Annotated in this window: 22 protein-coding genes and 1 tRNA gene; 15 read left to right on the top strand and 8 right to left on the bottom strand. The window is 74.3% G+C overall.

Annotated elements, in window-relative coordinates; all coding sequences use genetic code 11:
* Positions 1-2: 2 nt before the first annotated feature.
* The 6 genes from Sdia_RS21105 (at position 3) to Sdia_RS21080 (ending at position 5510) form a co-directional block, all read left to right on the top strand.
* Entirely contained in the window at positions 3-680 is a 678-nt protein-coding gene (locus Sdia_RS21105; protein WP_189499870.1) for an EboA domain-containing protein, read from the top strand.
* Positions 680-1552, top strand: coding sequence for a TatD family hydrolase (locus Sdia_RS21100; RefSeq protein ID WP_189499871.1), 873 nt, complete (start codon positions 680-682; stop codon positions 1550-1552). The genes Sdia_RS21105 and Sdia_RS21100 overlap by 1 nt, the downstream gene beginning before the upstream one ends.
* Positions 1553-1556: 4 nt before the next feature.
* Positions 1557-2732, top strand: coding sequence for a metabolite traffic protein EboE (gene eboE / locus Sdia_RS21095; RefSeq protein WP_189499872.1), 1176 nt, complete (start codon positions 1557-1559; stop codon positions 2730-2732).
* Positions 2729-4159 carry an alkaline phosphatase family protein gene (locus Sdia_RS21090; RefSeq protein ID WP_100453622.1) on the top strand — a complete coding sequence of 477 codons (1431 nt, stop codon included), beginning with the start codon at positions 2729-2731 and terminating at the stop codon, positions 4157-4159. Before eboE ends, Sdia_RS21090 begins: the two co-directional genes overlap by 4 nt.
* The gene (locus tag Sdia_RS21085; RefSeq protein ID WP_100453623.1) at positions 4156-5229 is read left to right on the top strand and encodes a sugar phosphate isomerase/epimerase family protein; all 1074 of its coding nucleotides are present in this window, start codon (positions 4156-4158) and stop codon (positions 5227-5229) included. Before Sdia_RS21090 ends, Sdia_RS21085 begins: the two co-directional genes overlap by 4 nt.
* Positions 5230-5425: 196 nt before the next feature.
* Positions 5426-5510: transfer RNA gene (locus tag Sdia_RS21080), tRNA-Leu, on the top strand.
* 62 nt (positions 5511-5572) lie between these two features.
* Here Sdia_RS21080 and Sdia_RS21075 read toward each other — a convergent pair.
* Positions 5573-6169 carry a DUF6058 family natural product biosynthesis protein gene (locus Sdia_RS21075; protein ID WP_100453624.1) on the bottom strand — a complete coding sequence of 199 codons (597 nt, stop codon included), beginning with the start codon at positions 6167-6169 and terminating at the stop codon, positions 5573-5575.
* Positions 6170-6347: 178 nt separating this feature from the next.
* Here Sdia_RS21075 and Sdia_RS21070 point away from each other — a divergent pair, with 178 nt between their 5' ends.
* The 9 genes from Sdia_RS21070 to rbsD all read left to right on the top strand — a co-directional run bounded on the left by Sdia_RS21070 (position 6348) and on the right by rbsD (position 14793).
* Complete coding sequence (locus Sdia_RS21070; RefSeq protein ID WP_164495020.1) at positions 6348-7412, top strand: YihY/virulence factor BrkB family protein; 1065 nt, start codon at positions 6348-6350, stop codon at positions 7410-7412.
* 159 nt (positions 7413-7571) lie between these two features.
* Complete coding sequence (locus Sdia_RS21065; protein ID WP_189499873.1) at positions 7572-8009, top strand: phage holin family protein; 438 nt, start codon at positions 7572-7574, stop codon at positions 8007-8009.
* The gene (locus Sdia_RS21060) at positions 8006-8341 is read left to right on the top strand and encodes a DUF3618 domain-containing protein (protein WP_164377786.1); all 336 of its coding nucleotides are present in this window, start codon (positions 8006-8008) and stop codon (positions 8339-8341) included. Before Sdia_RS21065 ends, Sdia_RS21060 begins: the two co-directional genes overlap by 4 nt.
* The gene (locus Sdia_RS21055) at positions 8338-8604 is read left to right on the top strand and encodes a DUF4235 domain-containing protein (protein WP_100453627.1); all 267 of its coding nucleotides are present in this window, start codon (positions 8338-8340) and stop codon (positions 8602-8604) included. Before Sdia_RS21060 ends, Sdia_RS21055 begins: the two co-directional genes overlap by 4 nt.
* Before the next feature lie 332 nt (positions 8605-8936).
* Complete coding sequence (locus tag Sdia_RS21050; RefSeq protein WP_100453628.1) at positions 8937-9971, top strand: LacI family DNA-binding transcriptional regulator; 1035 nt, start codon at positions 8937-8939, stop codon at positions 9969-9971.
* Positions 9968-11506 (top strand): sugar ABC transporter ATP-binding protein, encoded by a 1539-nt coding sequence (locus Sdia_RS21045; RefSeq protein ID WP_100453629.1) that lies wholly within the window; start codon positions 9968-9970, stop codon positions 11504-11506. Before Sdia_RS21050 ends, Sdia_RS21045 begins: the two co-directional genes overlap by 4 nt.
* Positions 11496-13457 (top strand): ABC transporter permease/substrate-binding protein, encoded by a 1962-nt coding sequence (locus tag Sdia_RS21040; RefSeq protein WP_115069253.1) that lies wholly within the window; start codon positions 11496-11498, stop codon positions 13455-13457. The genes Sdia_RS21045 and Sdia_RS21040 overlap by 11 nt, the downstream gene beginning before the upstream one ends.
* 32 nt (positions 13458-13489) lie before the next feature.
* Positions 13490-14407, top strand: coding sequence for a ribokinase (locus Sdia_RS21035; RefSeq protein ID WP_115069254.1), 918 nt, complete (start codon positions 13490-13492; stop codon positions 14405-14407).
* A complete protein-coding gene (rbsD, locus tag Sdia_RS21030; RefSeq protein WP_100453632.1) occupies positions 14404-14793 on the top strand; it encodes a D-ribose pyranase in 390 nt (129 codons plus the stop codon). The genes Sdia_RS21035 and rbsD overlap by 4 nt, the downstream gene beginning before the upstream one ends.
* Positions 14794-14868: 75 nt before the next feature.
* Here rbsD and Sdia_RS21025 read toward each other — a convergent pair whose 3' ends face one another.
* From Sdia_RS21025 to Sdia_RS20995, 7 genes are all read right to left on the bottom strand, one after another.
* A complete protein-coding gene (locus tag Sdia_RS21025; protein WP_100454344.1) occupies positions 14869-15690 on the bottom strand; it encodes an N-formylglutamate amidohydrolase in 822 nt (273 codons plus the stop codon).
* A gap of 75 nt (positions 15691-15765) precedes the next feature.
* A complete protein-coding gene (locus Sdia_RS21020) occupies positions 15766-16320 on the bottom strand; it encodes a DoxX family protein (protein ID WP_229830325.1) in 555 nt (184 codons plus the stop codon).
* A 763-nt stretch (positions 16321-17083) separates the two neighbouring features.
* Entirely contained in the window at positions 17084-19912 is a 2829-nt protein-coding gene (locus Sdia_RS21015; protein ID WP_189499874.1) for an NHLP bacteriocin export ABC transporter permease/ATPase subunit, read from the bottom strand.
* A 1-nt stretch (position 19913) separates the two neighbouring features.
* Positions 19914-22214, bottom strand: coding sequence for an NHLP family bacteriocin export ABC transporter peptidase/permease/ATPase subunit (locus Sdia_RS21010; protein ID WP_100453635.1), 2301 nt, complete (start codon positions 22212-22214; stop codon positions 19914-19916).
* A complete protein-coding gene (locus tag Sdia_RS21005) occupies positions 22211-23017 on the bottom strand; it encodes a biotin/lipoyl-containing protein (RefSeq protein WP_100453636.1) in 807 nt (268 codons plus the stop codon). The genes Sdia_RS21010 and Sdia_RS21005 overlap by 4 nt, the downstream gene beginning before the upstream one ends.
* Before the next feature lie 247 nt (positions 23018-23264).
* Positions 23265-23480, bottom strand: coding sequence for a type A2 lantipeptide (locus Sdia_RS21000; RefSeq protein WP_100453637.1), 216 nt, complete (start codon positions 23478-23480; stop codon positions 23265-23267).
* 616 nt (positions 23481-24096) lie between these two features.
* A complete protein-coding gene (locus tag Sdia_RS20995) occupies positions 24097-24603 on the bottom strand; it encodes a GNAT family N-acetyltransferase (protein WP_100453638.1) in 507 nt (168 codons plus the stop codon).
* Positions 24604-24809: the final 206 nt, after the last annotated feature.

Raw genomic sequence — 24809 nt, 5'->3', positions numbered from 1 at the left:
GTATGAACCACCCCGCCTCCGCCCCGCCGCGGCCCGACCCGGCCGCCATCCGCCGCGCCCTCGCCGGCCGGCTCGACGCCGACGCCCGCGCCTGGCTCGACACCGCCCTGGCCGAGGCCGCCGAGGGCGCGGGCGCCGGGCCGCTGCCCGCCTGGGAGCGCCGGTTCGCCGAGGCCGGGCGCCGTGCCGGCGCCGCCCACGCCGACACCGCCCGCGTCCTGCTGCTGCACGCCGCAGGGGCCGACGCCGGCACCCTCACCCGCCTCTACCGGGAGGGCAGCGGCGCCGAACGCCGCGCCGTGCTCGACGCGCTGACGCTCGTGGTGCCGGGCCACGAGGCCGTCCCCCTGGTCGAGGACGCCCTGCGCGCCAACGACACCGGCATCGTCGCCGCCGCCGTCGGCCCGTACGCGGCCCGTCACCTGGACGCCCACGCCTGGCGGCACGCCGTCCTCAAGTGCCTGTTCACCGGCGTCCCGCTGACCGCCGTCGCCGGCCTCGCCGAACGCGCCGCCGGGGACGGCGAACTCGACCGGATGCTCGCCGACTTCGCCGAGGAACGCGCCGCCGCCGGCCGCGCCGTCCCGGCCGACCTCACCGCCGCCCGCGCGCTCACCGGGGCCGCGCCCACCGGCCGCCCCACGACCCAGCCCGCCGGTGGCGGCGCGAAGGAGAACTGATGCGCATCTTCGACCCCCACATCCACATGACCTCCCGCACCACCGACGACTACCGGGCCATGTACGACGCCGGAGTGCGCGCCCTGGTCGAGCCCGCCTTCTGGCTCGGGCAGCCCCGCACCTCCCCGGACAGCTTCCGCGACTACTTCGACGCGCTGCTCGGCTGGGAGCCCTTCCGCGCCGCCCAGTACGGCATCGCCCACCGCTGCACCCTCGCCCTCAACCCCAAGGAGGCCAACGACCCGCGCTGCACCCCGGTCCTCGACCTCCTGCCGCGCTACCTCCTCAAGGACAACGTGGTCGCCGTCGGCGAGATCGGCTACGACTCCATGACCCCCGCCGAGGACGCCGCCCTCACCGCCCAGCTCCAGCTCGCCGCCGACCACGGCCTGCCCGCGATGGTCCACACCCCGCACCGGGACAAGCTCAGCGGGCTGCGCCGCACCCTCGACGTGGTCCGCGAGTCCGCGCTCGACGTGGAACGCGTCCTCATCGACCACCTCAACGAGACCACCGTCAAGGAGGCCAAGGACTCCGGCGCCTGGCTCGGCTTCTCCATCTACCCCGACACCAAGATGGACGAGCAGCGCATGGTCGCCGTCCTCACCGAGTACGGCCCCGAGAAGGTCCTGGTCAACTCCGCCGCCGACTGGGGCAGAAGCGACCCGCTGAAGACCCGCGCCGTCGGCGACGCCCTGCTCGCCGCCGGCTTCGACGAGGACGCCGTCGACCAGGTGCTGTGGCGCAACCCCCTCGCCTTCTACGGGCTCAGCGGCCGCCTCGGCGACCTGACCGTGCCGGCGCCCGCCGGAACCGCCGAGCACGAGGGCAACAGCATCCAGCGGGGCGCTCCCCTCACGGCGGGGGAGTGAGCCGATGCGCTTTCGCCACCCCGACGGCTCCACCGTCCACCTCGCCTACTGCACCAACGTCCACCCCGCCGAGACCCTCGACGGCGTCCGCGCCCAGCTCCGCGACCACTGCGAACCCGTCCGCCGACGGCTGGGCCGCGACCGGCTCGGCATCGGCCTCTGGCTCGCCCGCGACGCGGCCGCCGCCCTGGTCGCCGACCCCGCCGCCCTGCGCACCCTCCGCGGCGACCTCGACCGGCGGGGCCTGGAGGTGGTCACCCTCAACGGCTTCCCCTACGAGGGATTCGGCGACGCCGAGGTCAAGTACCGCGTCTACCGGCCCGACTGGACCGAACGCGCCCGCCTCACCCACACCACCGACCTCGCACGCCTCCTCGCCTCCCTGCTCCCCGACGACGTCACCGAGGGCTCCGTCTCCACCCTGCCCTTCGCCTGGCGCACCGACTACGACAGCGGACGCCACCGCGCGGCCCTCGGCGCCCTCACCACCCTCGCCGAACGGCTCGACGCCCTCGCCGACCTCACCGGCCGCTCCATCCGCGTCGGCCTCGAACCGGAACCCGGCTGCACCGTCGAGACCACCGCCGACGCGGTGGCCGCCCTCGCCCCGCTCGGAGGCACCACCGCCCACCGCATCGGGGTCTGCCTCGACACCTGCCACCTCGCCACCTCCTTCGAGGACCCCGCCCGCGCGCTCGGCACCCTCCAGGCGGGCGGCGTCCGCGTCGTCAAGGCCCAGCTGTCCGCCGCGCTGCACGCCGAGGAACCCCACCGGGCCGGGGTCCGCGCGGCCCTCGCAGCCTTCGACGAACCACGCTTCCTGCACCAGACCCGCACCACCACCGAGGCCGGACTGAGCGGCACCGACGACCTCGGTGAAGCCCTCACCGGCGGCCTGCCCGACACCGGGCCGTGGCGCTCCCACTTCCACATCCCGCTGCACGCCGACCCCGAACCGCCCCTCACCTCCACCCTGCCGGTGCTCCGCGAGACCCTCGCCGGGCTCGTCGGCGGCCCCACTCCGCGCACCCACCACCTGGAGGTCGAGACGTACACCTGGCAGGCCCTGCCGCCCGCGCTGCGCCCCAGGGCCCGCGCCCGCCTCACCGAGGGCATCGCCGCCGAACTCACCCTCGCCCGCGACCTCCTCATCGACCTGGGCCTCAAGGAGCTGCCGTGACCGCCGACCGACCCCAGCCGCTCCTCGTCCTCGACGTCGTCGGCCTCACCCCCCGCCTGCTGGAGCACATGCCGCGCCTCGCCGCCCTCGGCGCGCGCGGCAGCCGCTCCCCGCTCGGCACCGTCCTGCCCGCCGTCACCTGCTCCGCCCAGTCCACCTTCCTCACCGGCACCCTCCCCGCCGACCACGGCATCGTCGGCAACGGCTGGTACTTCCGCGAACTCGGCGACGTCCTCCTGTGGCGCCAGCACAACGGCCTCGTCAGCGGCGACCGCCTCTGGGACGCCGCCCGCCGCGCCCACCCCGGCTACACCGTCGCCAACATCTGCTGGTGGTACGCGATGGGCGCCGACACCGACTGGACCGTCACCCCGCGACCCGTCTACTACGCCGACGGCCGCAAGGAACCCGACTGCTACACCCGGCCGCCCGAACTCCACGAGGAACTGACCGAACGGCTCGGCACCTTCCCCCTCTTCCACTTCTGGGGCCCCGGCGCCGACCTCGTCTCCTCCCAGTGGATCATCGACGCCACCCGCCACGTCATGGCCACCCGCGACCCCGACCTCACCCTCGCCTACCTGCCCCACCTCGACTACGACCTCCAGCGGTACGGCCCCGACGACCCCCGCTCGCACGCCGCCGCCCGTGAACTGGACGAGGCCGTCGGCCCGCTGCTGGACCAGGCCGAGGCGGCCGGCCGCACCGTCGTGGTCCTCTCCGAGTACGGCATCACCTCCGTCAGCCGCCCCGTCCACCTCAACCGCGTCCTGCGCGAGGCCGGGCTGCTGGAGGTCCACACCCAGGACGGCATGGAGTACCTGGACACGATGGCCTCCCGCGCCTTCGCCGTCGCCGACCACCAGCTCGCCCACGTCTACGTCAAGCGCCCCGAGGACCTCGACACCGTCCGCGCCCTGCTCGCCGACGTGCCCGGTGTCGAGACCCTGCTGGACGAGGAGGGCAAGAAGGAGCAGGGCCTGGACCATCCGCGCTCCGGCGAGTTCGTCGCCGTCGCGGAACCGGACGCCTGGTTCACGTACTACTACTGGCTCGACGACGCCCGCGCCCCCGACTTCGCCCAGCTCGTCGAGATCCACCGCAAGCCGGGCTACGACCCCGTCGAGCTCTTCATGGACCCGAACGACCCCTACGTGAAGCTCCGCGCGGGCGCCGCCGTCGCCCGCAAGAAGCTCGGCATGCGCTACCGGATGGCCGTCGTCCCGCTCGACGCCTCGCCCATCCGCGGCAGCCACGGCCGCCTGCCCGCCGACGAGGCGGACGGCCCGCTCCTCCTCAGCTCCCGCCCCGGAGCCACCGAAGGCCCCGTGGCGGCCACCGACGTCAAGGCGCTCCTGCTGCGCCTCGCCGGTCTCACCACCACCTCCGCACCCGACACCGCCCTTACCCGGGAGGACCGCACATGAGCCGCACACCCCGCCACCTCCGCGACGTGACCGACCCCGAGCTGAACAAGCGCCTGAGCCGCCGCAACATGCTCGGCGTCGCGGCCGGCACCGGCGCCGCCGCCCTGCTGGCCGCCGCGGCCTCCGCCTCCCCGGCCGCCGCCACCGACCTCGACGCCCAGGGCAGGGGCGGGCCCGGCAAGGGCGAGCCCGTGCTGCCCCCCGGCCGCCTCGGCATCCAGCTGTACAGCCTCCGTGACAAGGTGGCCACCCTCGGCTTCGCCACCGTCTTCAAGGAACTGGCCCTCTACGGCTACGACGAGATCGAGTTCGCCGGTTACACCCAGGGTGAGGCCGGGCCGATCTCCCTGCGCGAACTCAAGCGCCTCGCCCGCAACCACGGCCTGAAGCCCATCGGCAGCCACGTCAACTACTACGACGACGACAACCCCGACGCCTACAGCTTCGCCCAGAACCTCGACAAGGTCCTCGACGAGGCCGCCGAACTGGGCCTGCCCCACATCGGCACCGCCTCCGGCCCCTGGCGCTACGGCGACACCGTCGACGGCTGGAAACGCTGCGCCGAGGAGTTCAACCACTACGGCGCCGAGGCGAAGAAGCGCGGCATGAAGTTCTACCAGCACAACCACGCGGAGGAGTTCTCCTTCGCCTCCGACCGCCCCGACGTCCGCCTCTACGACGTGCTGCTCGCCGAGACCGACCCGGACCTGGTCCACCTGGAGATGGACGTCTACTGGGCGTACTGCGCCCAGTTCCGGTTCTCCAGGCGTGCCGACGGCACCCCGGCCCCGCTCGACCCGCTCGCCTACGTCCTCGAACAGCCCGACCGCTACCCGCTCTTCCACGTCAAGGACGGCGAGCACGACGAGACGACCACCGACGGATACCGCATGACCGACGTGGGCGACGGCGACATCGACTACCGGCACTTCATCTCCACCGTCACCGGACTGCGCGGCCACCGCCGCGCCCACCACTGGCAGACCGAGCACGACAACCCCGCCGACTCCCTCCGCTTCGCCCGCCGCTCCAGCGCCCACCTGCACTCCCTCCGCAAGAAGAGGCGCTGACAGGCCCGTGCCGGGAGGACGGGGGAAGAGGCCGTGGGGGCCCTTCCCCCACCCTCCCGGCACACCGCGCGACCATCCGGTCACCTTGTGCGCCGCCCCACCCCTGACCACCCGATATGCCGGTGAACAGCACTCCGAACCCCTGGTAGAGTTTTCTCTGTCAGCGCGGGAAACACCCCGCGAAGGCAGACACCTTGTCCGGGTGGCGGAATGGCAGACGCGCTAGCTTGAGGTGCTAGTGCCCTTTATCGGGCGTGGGGGTTCAAGTCCCCCCCCGGACACTCAAGAAGAACCCCGCACCCCGTGCGGGGTTCTTCCCGTGTGACGGCTGGAAGCGGCCGGCTCACGGGCGCGGGAGACGGGCGCGCATCGCGTCGACGAAGAGGTCGCGTGACGTGGGACCGCCGAACCTGAGACGGTCGTAGGCGCAGAACGCCGGTTCCAGCCGGTCGAGCTCGTCGATCAGCGCGTGCAGCCGCTCCGCCCACGGCCCCGGGCCCGCGCCTGGCCCGTCCGCGGCGGCGGCGATCGCCGCCGTCAGGTGCTCCTTCCGCCGGATCGTGGCCGGGCTCACCGAGCGCAGGCAGACGTACCGCCCGCTCAGATACGCCGCCCACTCCGCCCTCCCCTCGGCCGGGTCGGCCCAGTGCCCGGTGAACCACGCCTCCAGCCCGTCCACACCGCCCGCCGCGTCGGCGAGGCAGAACAGGTCGCGCGGCACCATCTCCGTCCCGTCGGAGCGCAGGTAACCCGGAAGCGGCAGCCGGCCCTCCAGCATCAGCCGCCGGGCCGCCGCACCGCCGCCCCGGCCCGCGCACACGGCGTCCAGCCCGGCGAACTGCGCACTGACGTAGGCGTCGTCGGCCGCGCTCATGGGGTGGTCGCCGTTGACCTCGCGAAACCGCGCGGCGAGCCGCTCTCTCAGCTCCGTGTCCGACATCAGGTGGTCCTTCCGGGATGCCGTGCGGGCGGCTCCCGCACCGGTCCCGGCACGCTATCGACCGGACGGTTCGCCGCTCACCGAACCGAGGCCGCCCTCAGGCCGCCCAGGAGGGCCCGCGGCCTCGGACCGTCCGGTGGGACGTTCGGTGCGGCCGATCCGGGTTACGCCTACCGGTATGGCACCGAACAGGGATGGAACGAAGGACGACACGTCGCCGCCCGGCCTGCGGCCGGAGCGCGGGGACGAGGGCTCCGCGGAGCCGGGGCCCTCGCCCGAGGTCGAGCGGGAGGCACCCGAGCAGCCCACCGACCTGCGGAAGAAATCGTGGAAGGCGGTGTTGCGGCGGACGGCGGCCGAGTTCAACGACGACGAGCTGGCCGACCGGGCGGCGGCCCTCACGTACTACGGCGTGCTCGCGCTCTTCCCGGGGCTGCTGGTGCTGGTGTCGCTGCTCGGGATGGCGGGGGAGTCGGCGACCCGGCGGGTGCTGGACGCCATCAAGAAGATGGCGCCGGGTCCCGCGCGGGACGTCGTCACCAGCGCGGTGGAGCAGTTGCAGGGCGCCGGCGGGCTGGGCTCCCTGCTCGCCGTCGTCGGTGTGCTCGCCGCCCTGTGGTCGGCCTCGGGATACGTGGGCGCCTTCATCCGCTCCTCCAACGCCGTCTACGACATGCCGGAGGGGCGGCCGGTGTGGAAGGTGCTCCCGGTACGGCTCGGGATCACCGTGGCCCTGCTGGCCATGGCGGGCGCGAGCGGGCTGATCGTCGTCCTCACCGGTGACCTGGCCCGGCGCGCGGGGTCCGTACTGGGGGTGGGCGACACCGCGCTGACCGTGTGGTCGCTCGCCAAGTGGCCCGTCCTGCTGTTCCTGGTGACCCTCATGATCGCGCTGCTGTTCTGGGCCGCCCCCAACGCCAGGACCAAGGGCTTCCGCTGGGTCTCGCCGGGGAGTTTCCTGGCGCTGCTGATCTGGATCCTGGCCTCGGCCGGGTTCGCCGTCTACGTGGCCAACTTCGGTTCGTACAACAAGACGTACGGCGCGCTGGCGGGCGTCGTCGTCTTCCTCGTCTGGCTGTGGATCAGCAACATCGCGATCCTCCTCGGCCTGGAGTTCGACGCCGAGCTGGCGCGGGAGCGGGCCGTGGTCGGCGGCCACCCGGTGGACGAGGAGCCGTACGTCGAGCCGCGTGACACCCGGTCGTGGTCCGAGGAGGACCACCGGGAGGCCGAGAGCGGCTGAGACGCGACCCCGGCCCGGGAGCCCACCCGTACGGAGTACATCCCGTGCGCCCGGCGGGGTAGGCGGCCGGGACGCCGCGCCGGACGCCGAGTGGCGGCCGGGCGGCCTGTCCGCCATCTTTCACCTGACCGCACCACCGCACCGCAGGAAGGAGCGAGGATGAGCACCCCCTCCGGCAGGCCCCCGTCTCCTGAGGGCCCGGCAGGGACGAACGGCCAGCAGTCCGTCGGCGACCTCGTGAAACAGGCCTCCGAGCAGATCGCCGAGCTGACCCGGCAGGAACTGCGCCTGGCCCGGGCCGAGATGGCTGAGAAGGGTAGACGCGCGGGGCTCGGCGGCGGCCTCTTCGGCGCCGCCGGGATCATCGGCTTCCTCGCCCTGGCGGCTCTGGTGGCGACCGCGATCGCCGCGCTGTCCCTGGTGTGGCCCCTCTGGTGCGCCGCCCTGGTGGTGGCGCTCGTCCTCGGGGCGCTGGCCGGACTGCTCGCCGCGCTCGGCAAGAAGCAGCTCGGCCGGGCCGCGCCGCCCGTGCCCGAGGAAGTCGTGGACAACGTGAAGGCCGACGTGGCCCAGATCAAGGAAGGAACCCGTCGATGACCCCGCAAGCCGGCGATGACGACTCCACGCCGACCCCCGAGGAACTCCGCGAACAGGTGGAGGGCGCCCGGGAGGAGCTCGGCATGACCGTGGAGGCCCTGGCAGCCAAGGCGGACGTGAAGGCCCAGGCCCAGGCGAAGGCCTCCGACCTCAAGGCGCAGGCGCGGGCCAGGGCGGCGGACGCCCTGGACCGGGCCCCGCAGCCGGTGCGCGAGAAGGCGTACCAGGTGACCGAGGCCGCCCGGGGCGGCAAGGCCGGGCCGCTGCTCGGCGCCGGCCTGGCGGTCCTCGCCCTGTACGTCGTCGTGGCGCGGGGCAGGAGGCGGCGATGAAGGCGTCCAAGGTGCTCTACAAGCCGTTCGGCATGGCCCTGGGGGCGGCCGGCGGCGCACTGGCCGGGGCGGTCTTCCGGAAGGTGTGGAAGGCCATCGGCCACGACGACGAGGCGCCCGGCGCCACCGACCAGGAACGCGGCTGGCGCGAGATCGTCCTGGCGGCGGCCCTGCAGGGCGCGATCTTCGCGGCCGTCAAGGCGGTGGTGGACCGCAGCGGCGCCACCACCGTCAAGCGGCTCACCGGTTCCTGGCCGGCCTGAGGGACGAGCCGCGTAGGGCCCGGTCGCCGGGCCGCGCGGACATCCGCGCCGAGGGCGCCTCCCCCCGTGACCGCACGGGGGGAGGCGCCCTCCGCCTGTCCGCCCTCGGTCGTTCCCGCCCTCCGCGCGCCCGGGCCCCCTCCGGCCGCACCCGCCGTGTCGCTCATCTGAGCGCGCTCATCACGATCTGATTTCTCACCTCCGCACCCCCTTGCCTTCCGCCCCTGTAATCGTTTCCAATCATCCTTGTAATCGTTTCCACGCCCCGTGGTCCCTCAGCTCAGTGCTGCCTGGCGCCACGGCGGACGGAGCCACAAGGAGGTGGTCCGGACATGGCGGGCATCAAGGATGTCGCCGCGGCGGCGGGGCTTTCCGTCGCCACGGTCTCGCGGGTGCTGAACGGGCACCCGTCGGTGAGCGAAGGCGCCCGCACCCGGGTGATGGCCGCCGTGGAAGGGCTCGGATACCGGCCCAACGCCCTCGCCCGGTCGCTGCGCACCGACCAGACGCGGACCCTCGGCCTGGTCATCAGTGACGTGCTCAACCCGTACTTCACCGAACTGGCCCGGTCGGTGGAGGAGGAGGCGCGGGCGCTCGGCTACAGCGTCGTCATCGGTAACGCCAACGAGCGGCCCGACCTCCAGGACCACCACGTGCGGACCCTGCTCGACCGGCGGATCGACGGACTCCTCGTCTCCCCCGCCGACGGCAGCTCCCCGCTGATGCGGCAGACCGCCGAGGGCCCCACCCCGATGGTCTTCGTCGACCGCTGGATGCCGGGCCTCGACGTCCCCGTGGTCCGGTCCGACGGCACCGGTGCCATCCGGGACCTCGTCGCCCACCTGCACGGCCTCGGCCACCGCAGGCTCGCCATCATCGCCGGACCCGCCGCGACCACCACCGGGCACGAGCGCGTCGAGGCCTTCCGCCAGGCCCTGCGCGCCCACGGCATCCCGCTCCCCGCCGAACTCGTCGGCCAGGGCGACTTCCAGGCGGACAGCGGACGGCGCGTCACCGAGGGGTTCCTCGCCCTGCCCGAGCCACCCGACGTGGTCTTCGCCGCCGACAACCTGATGGCGCTCGGCGCGCTCGACGCGATCCGCGCCCGGGGCCTCGCGGTCCCGGACGACATCGGCCTCGCGGCCTTCGACGACATCCCCTGGTTCGTGCACACCGGGCCGCCGATCACCGCCGTCGCCCAGCCCACCGCAGACCTCGGCCGGGCCGCCGTGCGTGCCCTGGCCGACCTCATCGAGGGCAGGGAACCGCAGTCGGTCATCCTCCCCTCCCACCTCGTCGTCCGCCGTTCCTGCGGCGAGCCCGCCACGACGGCACCCGACCCCCGCGACGCAAGGAGCAAGCTGTGAGCAACCCGGACGAGTTGCTGCGCATCGAGAACATCCGCAAGACCTTCCCCGGCGTCGTCGCCCTCGACTCGGTCGACTTCGACCTGCGCCGCGGCGAGGTGCACGTGCTGCTCGGTGAGAACGGGGCCGGCAAGAGCACCCTGATCAAGATGCTCTCCGGCGCCTACCGCCCCGACAGCGGCACCCTCTACGCCGAGGGCCGCGAGGTGCGCATCCAGAGCGCCCAGGACGCCGAGCGTCTGGGGATCGCCACCATCTACCAGGAGTTCAACCTGGTACCGGACCTCACGGTCGCCGAGAACATCTTCCTCGGCCGCCAGCCGCGCCGGTTCGGCCTCATCGACCGAAGGAAGATGGAGGCCGACGCCGAGGAACTGCTGCGCCGCGTCGGCGTCCAGGTCTCCCCGCGCGCCCGGGTCCGCGACCTCGGCATCGCCCGCCTCCAGATGGTGGAGATCGCCAAGGCGCTCAGCCTCGACGCGCGCGTGCTGATCATGGACGAGCCGACCGCCGTCCTCACCTCCGAGGAGGTGGAGAAGCTCTTCGCCATCGTGCGGCAGCTCCGCGCCGACGGCGTCGGCATCATCTTCATCACCCACCACCTGGAGGAGATCGCCGCCCTCGGCGACCGCGTCACCGTGCTGCGCGACGGCCGCTCCGTCGAGCAGGTCCCCGCCTCCACGCCGGAGGACGAACTGGTCCGCCTGATGGTCGGCCGCAGCATCGACCAGCAGTACCCGCGGGAGCACCCGGAACAGGGCGAGCCGCTGCTGACCGTGCGCGGTCTCACCCAAAACGGCGTCTTCCAGGACGTCGCCTTCGAAGTCCGGGCCGGAGAGATCGTCGGCCTCGCCGGACTGGTCGGTGCCGGACGCACCGAGGTCGCCCGTGCCGTCTTCGGCGCCGACCCGTACGACCGGGGCAGCGTCGAGGTGCTCGGCCGTGAGCTGCCCCGCCACGACGTCAACGCCGCCATGGCCGCCGGGCTCGGGCTGGTCCCCGAGGACCGCAAGGGCCAGGGGCTGGTGCTCGACGCCTCCGTGCAGGAGAACCTCGGCCTGGTCACCCTCAGGTCCGCCTCGCGCGGCGGCCTGGTCGACCTCAAGGGCCAGCGCACCGCCGCCGCCCGCATCGCCGAACAACTCGGCGTGCGGATGGCGGGCCTCGGCCAGCACGTGCGCACCCTCTCCGGCGGCAACCAGCAGAAGGTCGTCATCGGCAAGTGGCTGCTGGCCGACACCAAGGTGCTCATCCTCGACGAGCCCACCCGCGGCATCGACGTGGGCGCCAAGGTGGAGATCTACCAGCTCATGAACGAGCTGACCGCCTCCGGCCACGCCGTGCTGATGATCTCCAGCGACCTGCCCGAGGTCCTCGGCATGAGCGACCGCGTCCTGGTCATGGCCCAGGGCCGCCTCGCCGGTGAACTCACCGGTGACGCCGCCACCCAGGACGCCGTGATGGCCCTCGCCGTCACCACACCCCCCTCGAACGACCCCGCAGTGAAGGAAGTGGAGGCCCCCCGTGGCCACTGACACCGTCAAGAACAACACGGGCAGCGGCGGCGGCTCCGCCTCGGCACTGCGCCGCGTCCTGCTCGACAACGGCGCGCTCAGCGCCCTGGTGGTCCTGGTCGTCGCCATGTCGGTGCTCTCCGGCGACTTCCTGACCACGGACAACCTGCTCAACGTCGGCGTCCAGGCCGCGGTCACCGCGATCCTCGCCTTCGGCGTCACCTTCGTCATCGTCTCGGCCGGCATCGACCTCTCGGTCGGCTCGGTCGCCGCCCTGTCGGCCACCGTGCTGGCCTGGCTGGCCACCAGTGAAGGCGTACCCGTCGTCCTCGCGGTGCTGCTCGCCGCCGCCACCGGCCTCGCCTGCGGCCTGGTCAACGGCGCGCTCATCTCGTACGGCAAACTCCCGCCGTTCATCGCGACGCTGGCCATGCTCTCCATCGGACGCGGTCTCTCCCTGGTCATCTCGCAGGGCAGCCCCATCGCCTTCCCCGACTCGGTCTCCAAGCTCGGTGACACCCTCGGCGGCTGGCTGCCGGTGCCCGTGCTGGTCATGATCGCGATGGGCCTGATCACCGCTGTCGTGCTGCGCCGCACCTACATCGGCCGCTCGATGTACGCGATCGGCGGCAACGAGGAGGCGGCCCGCCTCTCCGGCATCCGCGTCAAGCGCCAGAAGCTCGTCATCTACGCCCTCTCCGGCCTCTTCGCGGCCGTCGCCGGCGTCGTCCTCGCCTCCCGCCTCTCCTCCGCGCAGCCGCAGGCCGCCCAGGGGTACGAGCTGGACGCCATCGCCGCCGTCGTCATCGGCGGCGCCAGCCTCGCCGGCGGTGTCGGCAAGGCGTCGGGCACCCTCATCGGCGCGCTGATCCTCGCCGTGCTCCGCAACGGCCTCAACCTCCTCTCCGTCTCCGCCTTCTGGCAGCAGGTCGTCATCGGCGTCGTCATCGCGCTCGCCGTCCTCCTCGACACGCTGCGCCGCCGCACCGGCTCCACGGCGGGCGCCGCCGGAGCACCGGGAGCGCCGGGCTCGGGCGGCAGGAAGAAGAACGCGGCCAAGTTCGGTACAGCCGCCCTCGTCGTGGCCGCCGTGGTCGCCGCCGTCTCGGTGCTCAACCCGGGCTCGTCCTCGACCACCACCAAGATCGGCATGTCGCTCTCCACCCTCAACAACCCCTTCTTCGTCCAGATGAAGGAGGGCGCCCAGGCCGAGGCGAAGGCCGCCGGGGTCGAACTGACCGTCACCGACGCCCAGAACGACGCCTCCCAGCAGGCCAACCAGCTCCAGAACTTCACCAGCTCCGGCGTGGCCTCGGTCATCGTCAACCCGGTCGACTCCGACGCCGTGGGCCCCGCCGTGCGCGGTGCCAACAAGGCGGAGATCCCGGTGATCGCCGCCGACCGCGGGGTCAACAAGGCCGACACGGCCGCGTTCGTCGCCTCCGACAACGTCGAGGGCGGCAAGCTCGCCGCCCGGTCGCTCGCCGGGGAGCTGGGCGGCAAGGGCAAGATCGTCGTCCTCCAGGGCACGGCCGGCACCTCCGCCAGCCGTGAGCGCGGCGCCGGCTTCGCCGAGGGGCTCAAGGAGTTCCCGGACATCAAGGTCGTCGCCAAGCAGCCGGCCGACTTCGACCGCTCCAAGGGCCTGGACGTCATGACCAACCTGCTCCAGGGCAACGGCGACATCGACGGCGTCTTCGCCGAGAACGACGAGATGGCGCTCGGCGCGGCGAAGGCGCTCGGCGCCAAGGCGGGCAAGGATGTCGCCGTGGTCGGCTTCGACGGGACGCCCGACGGGCTGAAGGCGGTCGAGGCGGGAACCCTGTTCGCCTCCGTCGCCCAGCAGCCCGACGAACTCGGCAAGGCCGCCGTGCAGAACGCCGTCAAGGCCGCGCGCGGGGAGAAGACCGAGGCCCAGGTGATGGTGCCGGTCAAGGTCGTCACCGCGAAGAACGTCGCCGACTTCTCCTGAGGAAGACCGAGTTGAGGAAGCGGGAAACCATCGTGCAGGAAGAGCACGCGGGCCACGACCTGCTGGTCGTCGGTTCGGCCAACGCCGACCTGGTGATCGGTGTCGAACGCAGGCCGGCCCCCGGCGAGACGGTGCTCGGCTCCGATCTCGCGGTCCACCCTGGCGGCAAGGGCGGCAACCAGGCCGTCGCCGCCGCCCGCCTCGGCGCCCGTACGGCGCTGCTGGCGCGGGTCGGCGACGACGCCCACGGCCGGCTGCTGCTCGACGCGCAGCGCGCGGCCGGCACCGACACCTCCGGGGTACTGGCCGGCGGGGCGCCCACCGGAGTCGCCCTGATCACCGTGGACCCCTCGGGCGACAACAGCATCGTCGTCTCCCCGGGGGCCAACGCCCGGCTCACCCCGGCCGACGTGCGGGCCGCCGCGCCCCTCGTGGCGGGGGCGCGGGTGGTCTCCACCATGCTGGAGATCCCGCTGGAGACGGTGGCGGAGCTGGTGCGGACCCTGCCCCCCGAGGGGCGGCTGGTGCTCAACCCGTCGCCGCCCGCGCCGTTGCCCGCCGAGGTGCTGGCCGCCTGCGACCCGCTGGTGGTCAACGAGCACGAGGCCCGGTTCATCCTGGGCGAGGCGGCGGGCGAGGCCCCCGGGGAGTGGGCGCGAGGGCTGCTGGCCCTCGGCCCGCGCTCGGTGGTCGTCACCCTCGGCGCGGACGGCGCGCTGGTCGCCGAGGCCGGTGCCCCGGAGGGCGTACGGGTGCCGAGCCTCAAGGTCGAGGCGGTCGACACCACCGGCGCGGGCGACGCCTTCACGGCCGCTCTCGCCTGGCGGCTCGGCCTCGGCGAGAGCCTGGCCGAGGCGGCCCGGTACGCGGTGCGGGTCGGTGCCGCCGCCGTCACCCGGCCCGGCGCCCAGGCGTCGTACCCGACCGCCGAGGAGGTGGGCGCCTCGTGAAGCGCTCCGGCATCCTCAACCGGCACCTCGCCGGGGCGCTGGCCGAACTCGGCCACGGCGACGAGGTCCTCGTCTGCGACGCGGGCATGCCGATACCGCCGGGTCCGCGCGTGGTCGACCTGGCCTTCCGGGCCGGGGTCCCCTCCTTCGCCGAGGTCCTCGACGGGCTCCTCGCGGAGCTGGTGGTGGAAGGCGCGACGGCCGCCGAGGAGGTGCGCACCGCCGCGCCCGGCACCGCCGGGATGCTCGCCGAGCGGCTGCCCGGGCTGGACCACGTCAGCCATGAGGAGCTGAAGGCACGCACCGCGCGGGCCCGACTGGTGGTCCGCACCGGCGAGGCGACTCCGTACGCCAACGTCTCCCTGCGGTGCGGGGTCTTCTTCTGAACCCCCGCGTCGCCCGGCGCACGCGTCCCGTACCCCTTCCCCGGGGTGCGGGACGCGCGTCGTCACGGGCCCGGCTCAGCCCGAGACGCGGTCGACCAGGCCGGCGAGGGACTTGGCGAGCGTGGTGAGACCCGCGTGGGTGGGACCGGCCGGCTCGGTGAGGTAGGTGTCGCGGCGCAGCTCCAGCATGAGCGCGGTGACGCGGGCGTCCGTGCCGTGGAAGCGCAGCGGTACGTAAGCCCCGGCGAACGGCGTGTCGAGGTCGCTGTCCGGCGCGTCGCCGAACGCCGCCCGGGCGTGGGCGAGCAGGGCGGGCGGCGTGTGGAAGGCGTCGGTGCCCAGGCAGACCGGTGGGCGCGGACCGGTGGGCGGCAGCTCGTACGGAAGCGGCCGGGCCGGGTAGGAGTGCACATCGAGGATGACGGCGCGGCCGGTGGCGTCGAGGCGGTCCTGCACGGCCCCGGTCATCGCCTCGGCGTAGGGGTGGAAGTAGCGGTCGAGCAGCGGGACCGGGTCGAAACCGTCGGGCCGCAGGGGGGCCCGGTGGGCGGTACGGGTGTAGACGGCGCCCATGCCGGCCGCGCTCATCTCCTCGCGGTCGTCGGGGAAGCGCTCGGGATCGACGACGAGCCGGGACAGGCCGTTGACGAACCGCCAGGGGGTGTGCGGGGCCAGCGCCGTGGCGAGGGCGGCCAGTTCGGCGGTGTGCGCGTCGGTCAGCAGATCCAGTTCGCGGGCGAGCGCCGCGTCGTCCAGCAGCAGACCGCGACGGACCTCGGGCGGGACGGTCCGCGAGGAGTGCGGGACGTGGAGCAGTACGGGGGAGTCCTCGGCGCCGGGGAGGAGACGGTACGGGGCGGAAGCCGGAGTCGGGGTCATGAGGTGGGTGTACCCCATCACGGGTGCCGGGCAGTCCGGGCGCGCGGGCCGGCCGCCCAGGACCGTCGGGCGGCCCCGGGCGGTCGGGGCAGGTCAGGCCCGCAGCAGCAGGACGACGCCCGCCGTGACCACGGCGAGGGCCAGGGCCCCGACGCCGTGCGTGGTGCGGTGCTCGCGCAGCGGCGGCAGGGCGCGGTCGGCGGCGAGGCGGCCCGGGCCGGTCAGGGCGAGGGCCGCCGCGGCGGCGACGAGGAGCAGCTCGTACTCGACGCCCTCCGGGGCGAAGAAGCCGCCGTCCCACTTGACCGCGAGGGCGTTGAGCATGGTGCCGGTGACCGCGGCGGCGGCCAGCGGGGTGAGCAGGCCGAGGATCAGGGCCAGGCCGCCGAAGGTCTCGGTGAGCGCGGCGACGGTGGCCATCGTCTCCCCGGCCGGGTAGCCGACGGAGGTGAAGAACTGGGCGGTCCCGTCGATGCCGCCGCCGCCGAACCAGCCGAACAGCTTCTGCGCGCCGTGCGCGGCCATGATCGCGCCGACCGCGATCCGCAGGAGCAGCAGTCCGGCGTCGAGACCGGCCGGGCGGAGGGCCGGGGCGGTGGAACGGCCGGGACAGGCCGAGAGGGTGGGGGAGGTGCTGGGGGCCGTCATGGAGGGGTACTCCCGCATGGTGTGGGGGCAGGCGGACACAGCGCCCTTGCTTGAAAGGTCAAGCATGGCTCCGCCTGAGCATAGCGGATGGTTGAGAGTTCAAGTGAAGACTTCGGGCGGGCCACCCGAAGCCGCCGGGGCTCCTCCTGCGCCCGCCGGCCCTCCGGAAGCGCTTGGCGGGTGACGCCGCCGCGTTTCCTGGTGGGCGCGGGCGGCGAGGGGCGGAACGGGTCCGGAGGGCGGGGCCCGGCGAGGCGCCGGGGCGGGGCAGGGGCCCGTACGGTGGCGGGGGAGTCCGGGGCGCGGTGCCCCCCTCGCAGGCACGGAAGGGCCTGGGCGCCGCACGCCGGGCCCCGCGCGGTCTCGGCGTGCGGGTGCCCGCCAAACGGCTCGCGGACGGTCTCCTCGTCCTCCCGCTCGATCCGCGCGACGATCGCCTCCGCCTCCTCGGCCCGCCCCTTCGCCGACAGGCGGCGCGGCGACCCGGGGACACCGTGAGGGAGCAGCGCCGATCAGTACCGGCTGGGCACCGACGAGGAACATCGCCCGCCGGCCGTAGCGCGGGGACGACCCGGACGGCGACCAGGTGGCGGCCGGGAGTCCGGCTGTGAAGACCGTCTCGTGGCGGCGGGCGAAGCGGCCGCGGCTGTCGGAGCGGCCGTGGCCGCCGCCTGGTCCTCGCCGGACGGCTCGGCTCTCCCCCGCCTCGTTCGCCGGGGCGGGGGGCCTGCCCGCCGGCCCTCGGGGGAGCGCGGCCGGGACCTCACGCCAGTTGCCTGCGCACCAGCGCCCGCAACCGGCCCTCGGGCCGGGCCAGCAGCTCGGCGGGGGAGCCCTCCTCCACGATCCGGCCGCCGTCCATGACCAGCACCCGGTCCGCGTCCAGCACCGTCGACAGGCGGTGTGCCACCACGATCCGGGTCGCCCGGAGGGCCCGCGTCGACTCCATCACGGTGCGCTGCGTGCCGTTGTCCAGGGCGCTGGTCGCCTCGTCCAGGAAGAGCAGCCTGGGACGGCGGATCAGCGCCTGGGCGATCATCAGCCGCTGGCGCTGGCCGCCGGAGACCGCGCCGCCCTGCGCGATCATGGTGTGCAGGCCCATCGGCATCCGCCGGACGTCCTCCGCGAGCCCCGCCGCCTCGGCCGCCGCCCACGCCTCCTCCTGCGTGAACACCTCCGCCCCGCAGACGCAGTCCAGCACGGTGCCGGTGAGGGGCTGGGCGTTCTGCAGCACCACGCCCAACTGCCGCCGCACCGCCGCCTGGTCGAGCGCGGCCAGGTCCTGGCCGTCGTAGAGGACCGCGCCGGACAGCGGCCGGTCGAAGCCGATCAGCAGCCGCAGCAGCGTCGACTTCCCGCTGCCGCTCGGGCCGACCACCGCCACGAACTCCCCGGCCCGCACCGACAGCGACACGTCGTCCAGGACCAGCGGCCCGTCCTCCGTGTACCGGAAGGACAGCCCCCGGGCCCGCAGCTCACCGGTCAGCTCGCCGGGGGCGCTCGCCGAGGCGCGGACCTCCGGCTCCGCGTCCAGCACCGGACGCACCTGCTCGTACAGCGGCAGTACCGCGACCGCCGAGACCAGGGCGCCGGTCAACTGCGTCACCGAGGTCAGCATCATCGTCACGGCGGTGTTGAAGGTGAGGAACTCGGCCGCCGACAGGGTGCCGCGCGCCGGACCGGCCAGCAGCACGAACATCAGCAGCGAGCAGAGCGGCAGGTACACCGCGCTCAGCACCGTGGACAGGTTCCGGATCCGCCCGGCCCTCTGCTGCATCCGGCGGCTGCGCGCGAAGCCGCGCGCCCACGCGGCGTACGCGAAGCTCTCCGCCGCCGCCACCCGCAGCTTCGGCAGCCCCCGCAGAGTCTGGAACGCCTGGTTGTTCAGCCGGTTGCCCAGCTCCACCAGCCTGCGCTGCCACTTCACCTGCCAGAGCCCCAGCACCAGGAAGACCACCGAGACCACCAGCAGCACCCCGATGGCCGCCAGCGCCATCGGCACGCTGTGCACCAGCAGCAGCACCAGGTTGACGACGGCCACCGTCACCGACTGCACGGCCGTCGGCCCGATTCCCGACAGCACCCGGCGGATCGCGCTGACACCCATCGCGGCACTGGCCAGCTCGCCGGTGGACCGGTCCGCGAAGAACGCCGTCGGCAGCCGCAGCAGCCGGTCCCAGACGGCCGGCTGCAACGCCGCCTCGATCCGTCCCTCCAGACGCAGCAAGGTCAGCGACTGGAGCAGCGTGAACGCCGCCGAGACCACCCCGGCCACCATCACCGCCACACACATCTGCGCGATCAGCCCGGTCCGCGCACTCGGCACGTACGCGCCGAGCACCTGCCCGGTCGCCACCGGCACCAGGGCGCCCAGTGCCACGGTGACCAGACCGCTGAGGGCGAGGTTGCGCAGGTCGCCCCGGGAGCCGCGCAGGCTGAACAGCATCAGCCGGCGCAGCGTCAGCGGACCGCCGGGCAGCGGCCGGTGGAGCATCGTGGCGCGTTCCTCGAAGTCGGCGGCCTCCTTCGCGCCGATCCGGATGCGGGCACCGGTGGCCGGGCTGAGCGCCTCGTACCGGCCGCGCCGCCACAGCAGGGCGACGGGGGCGCCGGACTTGGCGCGCCGGCCCACCAGCGGACCGGCGTCGGCGCGCCACCACGCGCCGGCCAGCCGCACCGGGCGGGTCCGGAGCCGTGCGGCGGCCGCCATCCGCTCCACCGGATCGAGCCGGGCGCCGCCCGCCACCGAACGCGCCGCCGCCTCCGGGAGGGGGATGCCGCTGGCCCGCGCCACCTGGCGGAAGACCGCGTACACCGCGTCGTCGCCCGCCTCGCCGGGCGCCCGGACGGACCGGTCGCGGCGGCCGATGGAGTCGAGCAGGGCCTGGTCGGCGCGCTCCCGTACCGCCTCGCCGGCGCGGACACCGGCCGCCGCACGGTCCTCGTGGGCCCGCTCCAGCCGCTCCACCCACCCGTCGACGGCGGTCAGCAGCCGGTGCTGCTGGTCCACCAGGGACTGCCACAGCGCCCCGTCGACCAGCAGGTCGGCCGCCGCCTCGGCCGCGAAGTCGGCGCCGAGGCGGACGCTGCCCGGCGGCACGTCCACCCACAGCACGTCCTCGTCGGCGGGCCCCGCCGCCGGCGCCGGGCCGTCCGCCTGCGGCGCGGCGAACAGCACGGCGAGTCCCCGGCCGAGGCCGAGCGCCACCGCGTGCTCCAGTGGCCCCGGGGCCGGCGCCCACCCCTCGTACGCCTCGGGGCGGCCCGGCGGCGCGTACAGCTCGCGCAGCGGCAGGCGGCGCAGGGCGCACCGGGAGGAGGGGCGGCCCACCAGGGTGTGGCGGGGACCCTCGACCGCGCCCAGCAGCAGCGTGCCGGCCTCCAGACGGCCCAGGAAGTGCCAGTGGCCGTCCTCGGCCGCCGCCACCGCGAAGAGGTCGAGGCCGCCCCCGGTGACCAGCCAGAGCGCGGAGGGGCCACCGAGCGGCAGCACCGTCCCGTCGGCCGCCTCCACCGGCGCGCCGAGCCCGCCGAGTACCGCCGTCACCGGGTCGGCCGCCGCGGCACGGGCGGCCTGCCGCACACCCGTCATCTCACTTCTCCTCGACCAGGGCCGCGTACGCCCCGCCCCGGGCGACCAGTTCGGCGTGGCGGCCGCGTTCCACGACGCGGCCGCCGTCCAGCACCACGATCTCGTCGCTGTCGCGGACGGTGGAGAGCCGGTGCGCGATGATCACGCAGGCGCAGCCGCGTCGCCGCAGGGCCGCCATCACCCGCTGCTCGGTCTCCGCGTCGAGCGCGCTGGTCACCTCGTCCAGCACCAGCACGCTGGGGCGGCGCACCAGGGCCCGGGCGATCTCCAGCCGCTGCCGCTGGCCGCCGGAGAAGTTCCGTCCGTCCTGCTCGACCCGGGCGTGGACGCCGTCGGGGCGGCGGGCGACCACCTCCTCCAGGCCGGCGTCGCGCAGCGCCGTGCGCACCGCCTCGTCGGGGAGCGAGGGGTCCCACAGCGTGACGTTCTCCCGCACGGTGCCCTCGAAGAGGAAGATGTCCTGGTCGACGAAGGAGACCGAGGCGGCCAGCGCCGGGCGCGGGATCTCGGTGAGCGGCCGCCCGTCGATGCGGATGGTGCCCTCCCACGGCTGGTACAAGCCCGCCAGCAGCCGCGAGACGGTCGACTTGCCGCTGCCCGAACCGCCGACCAGCGCCACCTGGCGCCCCGGGCCGACCGTCAGCGAGAAGTCCCTCAGCAGCGGCGGGTCCAGCGGGCTGTAGCCGAAGGTCAGCCCGTCCAGTTCCACCCGGCCCGCCAGCCGCCGGGTGTCCGCCCCGCCGCCGGCCGTGCCCTCCCGGAGGTACAGCCCGTCCGCCGGGAACGCCTCCACGTCGCGCAGCCGGGTCACGTCCGCCGCGAAGTCCTGGATGCGGCCCGCGACGCCGTTGAGCCGGGTCAGCGGCGCCGTGAACCGCACCATGAGCGCCTGGAACGCCACCAGCAGCCCGACCGAGAGATGCCCCTCGACCGCCCGCAGCCCGCCGATCCACAGGATGAGCGCGCTGTTGAAGGTGGCCAGCGCCGGAGCCACCACCGACAGCACCGCCGTCGGCACCCCGAGCCGCTGCTGCTCCTCCAGCGTCGTCGCGTGCTGACCCGCCCACCGGCGGAAGAAGCCGTCCTCGCCACCGGTCGCCTTCATCGTCTCGATGAGCTGGAGGCCGGTGTACGCGGTGGTGGTCAGCCGGGCGTTGTCCGCCCGCAGCTTCCGGGTCCGGGTGGCCCGCAGGTGGATCACCACCCGCATCGCCACGATGTTCAGCAGCGCGATCCCCACCCCGACCAGGGTGAGCTGCGGGTCGTACGTCCACAGCAGCAGCGCGTACAGCACCACCACCACCCCGTCCACGGCGGCCGCCGCCAGGTCGCGGGCCAGGGTCTCGGCCACCGTGTCGTTCGACTGGAGCCGCTGCACCAGGTCGGCGGGGGAGCGCTGGGCGAAGAAGGTCACCGGCAGTCGCAGCAGATGGCGCAGGAACCGGGCGCCGCTCAGCGTCGAGGAGATGATCCGCCCGCGCAGCAGGTTGGCCTGCTGGAGCGCGGTGAGCGAGGCGGTCAGCGCCACCAGCGCGCCCATCGCCGCGAAGAGCGGCCCGAGCACCGAACCGCGCTCCCCGATCAGGAACAGGTCGATGTACGTCCGGCTGAGCGCGGGCAGCGCGGCGCCCACGACGACCAGCAGCAGGCTGGCCAGGAGCGCCGTCAGCAGGGTGGCGCCGGTGCCGCGCAGCCGGGCGGGGAGCGCGCCGAGCAGACCGGGCCGGCGGCCGCCCCCGCGGAAGGACGGGCCCGGCTCGAGGAGCAGGGCGACCCCCGTGAAGGAGGCGTCGAACTCCTCCGCGCTCACCACCCGGCGTCCCTTGTCGGGGTCGTTGAGGCGCGCCGCGCCGCGCCGCCCGGGGCGCCGCAGGAACCCTTCGTGGACGACGTAGTGGTTGAACTCCCAGAACAGCACCGCCGGGGCCCGCACTTCCCGCAGCGCGGCCGGTTCCATCTGCATCCCCTTCGCGGTCAGCCCGTAACCGCGGGCCGCCTTCAGGACGTTGCTGGCACGCGACCCGTCGCGCGAGACGCCGCAGGCGATCCGCAGCTCCTCCAGCGGGACGTGGCGCCCGTGGTGGGCCAGGACCATCGCGAGGCAGGCGGCGCCGCACTCCACCGCCTCCATCTGGAGCACGGTGGGGGTACGCACGAGGCGCCGCCCGGACCTGCGGCGCGGGGGCGCGGCGCGGCGGCGGCCGGAGGAGGGCGGGGCGGCGCGGCGGCCCCGGCGGCCGCCCGGGGTGGGCGGGGCGGTGGGGCCGGTCCCGGCGGCGGGGGCGTCGGCGGGTGCGGTCACGGGAGGAGCCAATCGGCCGGGCGCTGTTCGTCGAGGTGGACGGCGCCGTCGACGAGGGTGAGGGTGGTGAGCGGGTGCGGCGGGCCGTCGGAGGTCGACCAGGTGTAGCCGCTGCGGGTGCTCTTCGAGGGGCGCAGGCGGACCTCGACGGCGATCGGCGGCCCGCCCCGGGAGAACTCCTCGCCGAGCTGGGCCGAGCCGAGATCGGCGGAGATCTGCTGCCGTGTCCGGGGAGTCCGGCCGACCGACTTCACCGTGCCGCGCAGCACGCCGTAGCTCTGCGCGGGCACCGACCGCACGGTGAGGTCGACCTCCGCGCCCTCGCTGAGAGAACCGCCGCTGTCGGAGGGGGCGTAGACCACCGCGAGGAGCGGGTCGTCGGCGCGGGCCTGTCGCTCCACGGCGGCGAGATCGGTGCCGGTGGTGACGACGGCTCCCTGGACGGCGGCCAGCGCGGTGATCCGCCCGGCGGCCAGGGCACGGATCGTCACGTCGCCCCGGGCGGTGCGGACGGTGAGCAGCGGCGTGCCGCGCGCGACACGCCGGCCTTCGGCGGTACGGACGGCGGTGACCTGGCCCGGGACGGTGCTCTGGACGATGTAGCTGCCCTGGGCGTGGGTGAGGACGCCGGGAGCGGTCAGAGTGGTGGCGACCGAACCCGTCACGGCCCAGACGCCGCCCGCGGCCATCACGACGAGGGTGACGGCGAGGACCAGGAGCCCCTGCGGGCGGGCGAACCGCACCGGCAGGTCGAGTTGTTCGGGCGACTGGAGTTTGGTCAGGGCCTGCTGGCGAAAGCGCACGGGAGACTTCCTCGACTGCCGGGCACCGGCCGCTGCCCCGGCCGGGGCCGGCCGGTGTCGCCGTGGTGCGCCGGACGCGTGCGCGCGGGTGCGCCGGTGCGTCCGGGAGTTCGGGGCGGACGTCGCGCGGACGCCCGGGGGAGGGCAAGGGGGCGGCCGGTGCCCGGGACCCGCTCGGGTCCCCGGCACCGGCCGGTGCGGTCCGCCGAAGCGGGCCGCACGCGTCGTCGGGCGACGCGCGGGGGTCTCAGAGACCGGCGACGAGGCCGGTGACCGGGGCGGTGTTCAGACCGGTGGTCTGCTCCACGGTGCCGGTGACGGCGCCGAGGGTCTCGCTGACCGGGGCGACGGAGTCGACGCCGGCCGTGACCGAGCCGACGAGGCCGCTGACGAGGCCGCCGGAGATGTTGTCCAGCTCGCTGTCGGCGATCTCGGCGGTCTCGACCTGGGGGGTGTGGCTCATGGGGGAAGTTCCCTTCGCATCACTGACGGAAATAGCCACTGCGGCGCACTCGTGCGGAAGAAGGGGAAATCTTTCGACGGCCCCCGGACGAAAGGCGCTGAACCGGAGATCCGGAGGCGGTGCCGCAGTGCGATGGATCAAAGCACGCCGGTGCGCGGAGCGGCCAGTCGGCGGGAGCGGAATTCGGCGGCCGGTGCCGTTCTTCTTCCCGGCGCGTGCAGAACCAGGCACAGGAGGACGTCAGCACCTTCACACCGTCTCGCCCGCGCGACGGACGGGGTCACGTCGGCGTGTACACCGCGGGCCTCGGTGTGAAGCCCTGGTGCGGGGCGTCGACCTCGGCCGTCCGCACGGGGTGAAGGTATGGCCGACGGTGACGGAGGTGCGGCACGGCTGTGCAGATTCGCCGCAGGTGAATCCGTCCTGGGCTTTTCTGGATTCCCGTACGGGGGCGGGTGGAAAGACCGTGTCCCGTGAATGTGGAGAAATGGCGCCCGGTGCGGGAAGAAGAAGGAGCGGGCGCGTGGGAACTGCCCCCGGCCGGCGAATTCCTGCGCACTGCGAAAAGGCCGCGGCGAGGCCCGCCGGGCGATTCTCCGAGGCGGCCGCAACGCGCTCACACCTCCCGGCGCATACAGCTGCGGGGCCACCGGTCCAGGCCGTGCGCCGCCTCGCTCCGCCGGATCTCCCGCAGGCCGGGCGTCAGTTCGCGGTCCGCCAGGAGCCGGAAGCCGCAGCGTGCGTAGTACGGGGCGTTCCACGGCACCTCGGTGAAGGTGGTCAGCGTCAGGGCGGGAGCCCCCTCGGCCCTGGCCCGGCCGGCGGCGTGGTCCAGCAGGGACCGGCCGACGCCCCGGCGCGCGCAGGCCGGGTGGACCGACACCTGCTCGACGTGGAGGTTCCCGTCCACCCGGTCGGCGATCAGGTACGCGACAGGCCGGCCGGCCCCGTCGACCGCCGCCCAGGCGAGCCCCGCCCGCACGTACCGGCCCAGCTCGGCGGCCGGCAGCGGCTCGTCGTCCGCGATCTCCGCCATCCCGGCCTCCCGGAACCACACGCCGGCGGCCCGCTCGATCTCCTGGAGTGCCGTCAGTTCCCCGTGGTGCACCGCTTTGATCCGCATACCCGCATCGTCGGGCGCGCGTCGGGGCGCGGGCAACGGGAAAAGGGGGCGGCCCCACCGGGCCGAAGGGGGGAAGCCCGGTGGGGCCGAGGCAACCTGCCAGGCCAGGGGGAAGGGCCTTCAGGTCGGTCTGAGGGGCGTGTGCCCCGGCCCGGCGCGCCCATGCCCCTCCCGGCGGGCTCCTCTCCGCACGGCCGCGCACGGCC

The organism is Streptomyces diastaticus subsp. diastaticus (assembly GCF_011170125.1).
Classification (GTDB): domain Bacteria; phylum Actinomycetota; class Actinomycetes; order Streptomycetales; family Streptomycetaceae; genus Streptomyces; species Streptomyces diastaticus.
This window is presented reverse-complemented; position numbering and strand designations above follow the sequence as displayed.

What these genes read in the sequence shown, in the direction of transcription:
- Sdia_RS21105 (WP_189499870.1), top strand. Translation starts at nt 3, where the DNA reads ATGAACCACCCCGCCTCCGCCCCGCCGCGGCCCGACCCGGCCGCCATC.
- Sdia_RS21100 (WP_189499871.1), top strand. Translation starts at nt 680, where the DNA reads ATGCGCATCTTCGACCCCCACATCCACATGACCTCCCGCACCACCGAC.
- eboE (WP_189499872.1), top strand. Translation starts at nt 1,557, where the DNA reads ATGCGCTTTCGCCACCCCGACGGCTCCACCGTCCACCTCGCCTACTGC.
- Sdia_RS21085 (WP_100453623.1), top strand. Translation starts at nt 4,156, where the DNA reads ATGAGCCGCACACCCCGCCACCTCCGCGACGTGACCGACCCCGAGCTG.
- Sdia_RS21075 (WP_100453624.1), bottom strand. Translation starts at nt 6,169, where the DNA reads ATGTCGGACACGGAGCTGAGAGAGCGGCTCGCCGCGCGGTTTCGCGAG.
- Sdia_RS21070 (WP_164495020.1), top strand. Translation starts at nt 6,348, where the DNA reads ATGGCACCGAACAGGGATGGAACGAAGGACGACACGTCGCCGCCCGGC.
- Sdia_RS21065 (WP_189499873.1), top strand. Translation starts at nt 7,572, where the DNA reads ATGAGCACCCCCTCCGGCAGGCCCCCGTCTCCTGAGGGCCCGGCAGGG.
- Sdia_RS21060 (WP_164377786.1), top strand. Translation starts at nt 8,006, where the DNA reads ATGACCCCGCAAGCCGGCGATGACGACTCCACGCCGACCCCCGAGGAA.
- Sdia_RS21055 (WP_100453627.1), top strand. Translation starts at nt 8,338, where the DNA reads ATGAAGGCGTCCAAGGTGCTCTACAAGCCGTTCGGCATGGCCCTGGGG.
- Sdia_RS21050 (WP_100453628.1), top strand. Translation starts at nt 8,937, where the DNA reads ATGGCGGGCATCAAGGATGTCGCCGCGGCGGCGGGGCTTTCCGTCGCC.
- Sdia_RS21025 (WP_100454344.1), bottom strand. Translation starts at nt 15,690, where the DNA reads ATGGGGTACACCCACCTCATGACCCCGACTCCGGCTTCCGCCCCGTAC.
- Sdia_RS21020 (WP_229830325.1), bottom strand. Translation starts at nt 16,320, where the DNA reads ATGACGGCCCCCAGCACCTCCCCCACCCTCTCGGCCTGTCCCGGCCGT.
- Sdia_RS21015 (WP_189499874.1), bottom strand. Translation starts at nt 19,912, where the DNA reads ATGACGGGTGTGCGGCAGGCCGCCCGTGCCGCGGCGGCCGACCCGGTG.
- Sdia_RS21000 (WP_100453637.1), bottom strand. Translation starts at nt 23,480, where the DNA reads ATGAGCCACACCCCCCAGGTCGAGACCGCCGAGATCGCCGACAGCGAG.
- Sdia_RS20995 (WP_100453638.1), bottom strand. Translation starts at nt 24,603, where the DNA reads ATGCGGATCAAAGCGGTGCACCACGGGGAACTGACGGCACTCCAGGAG.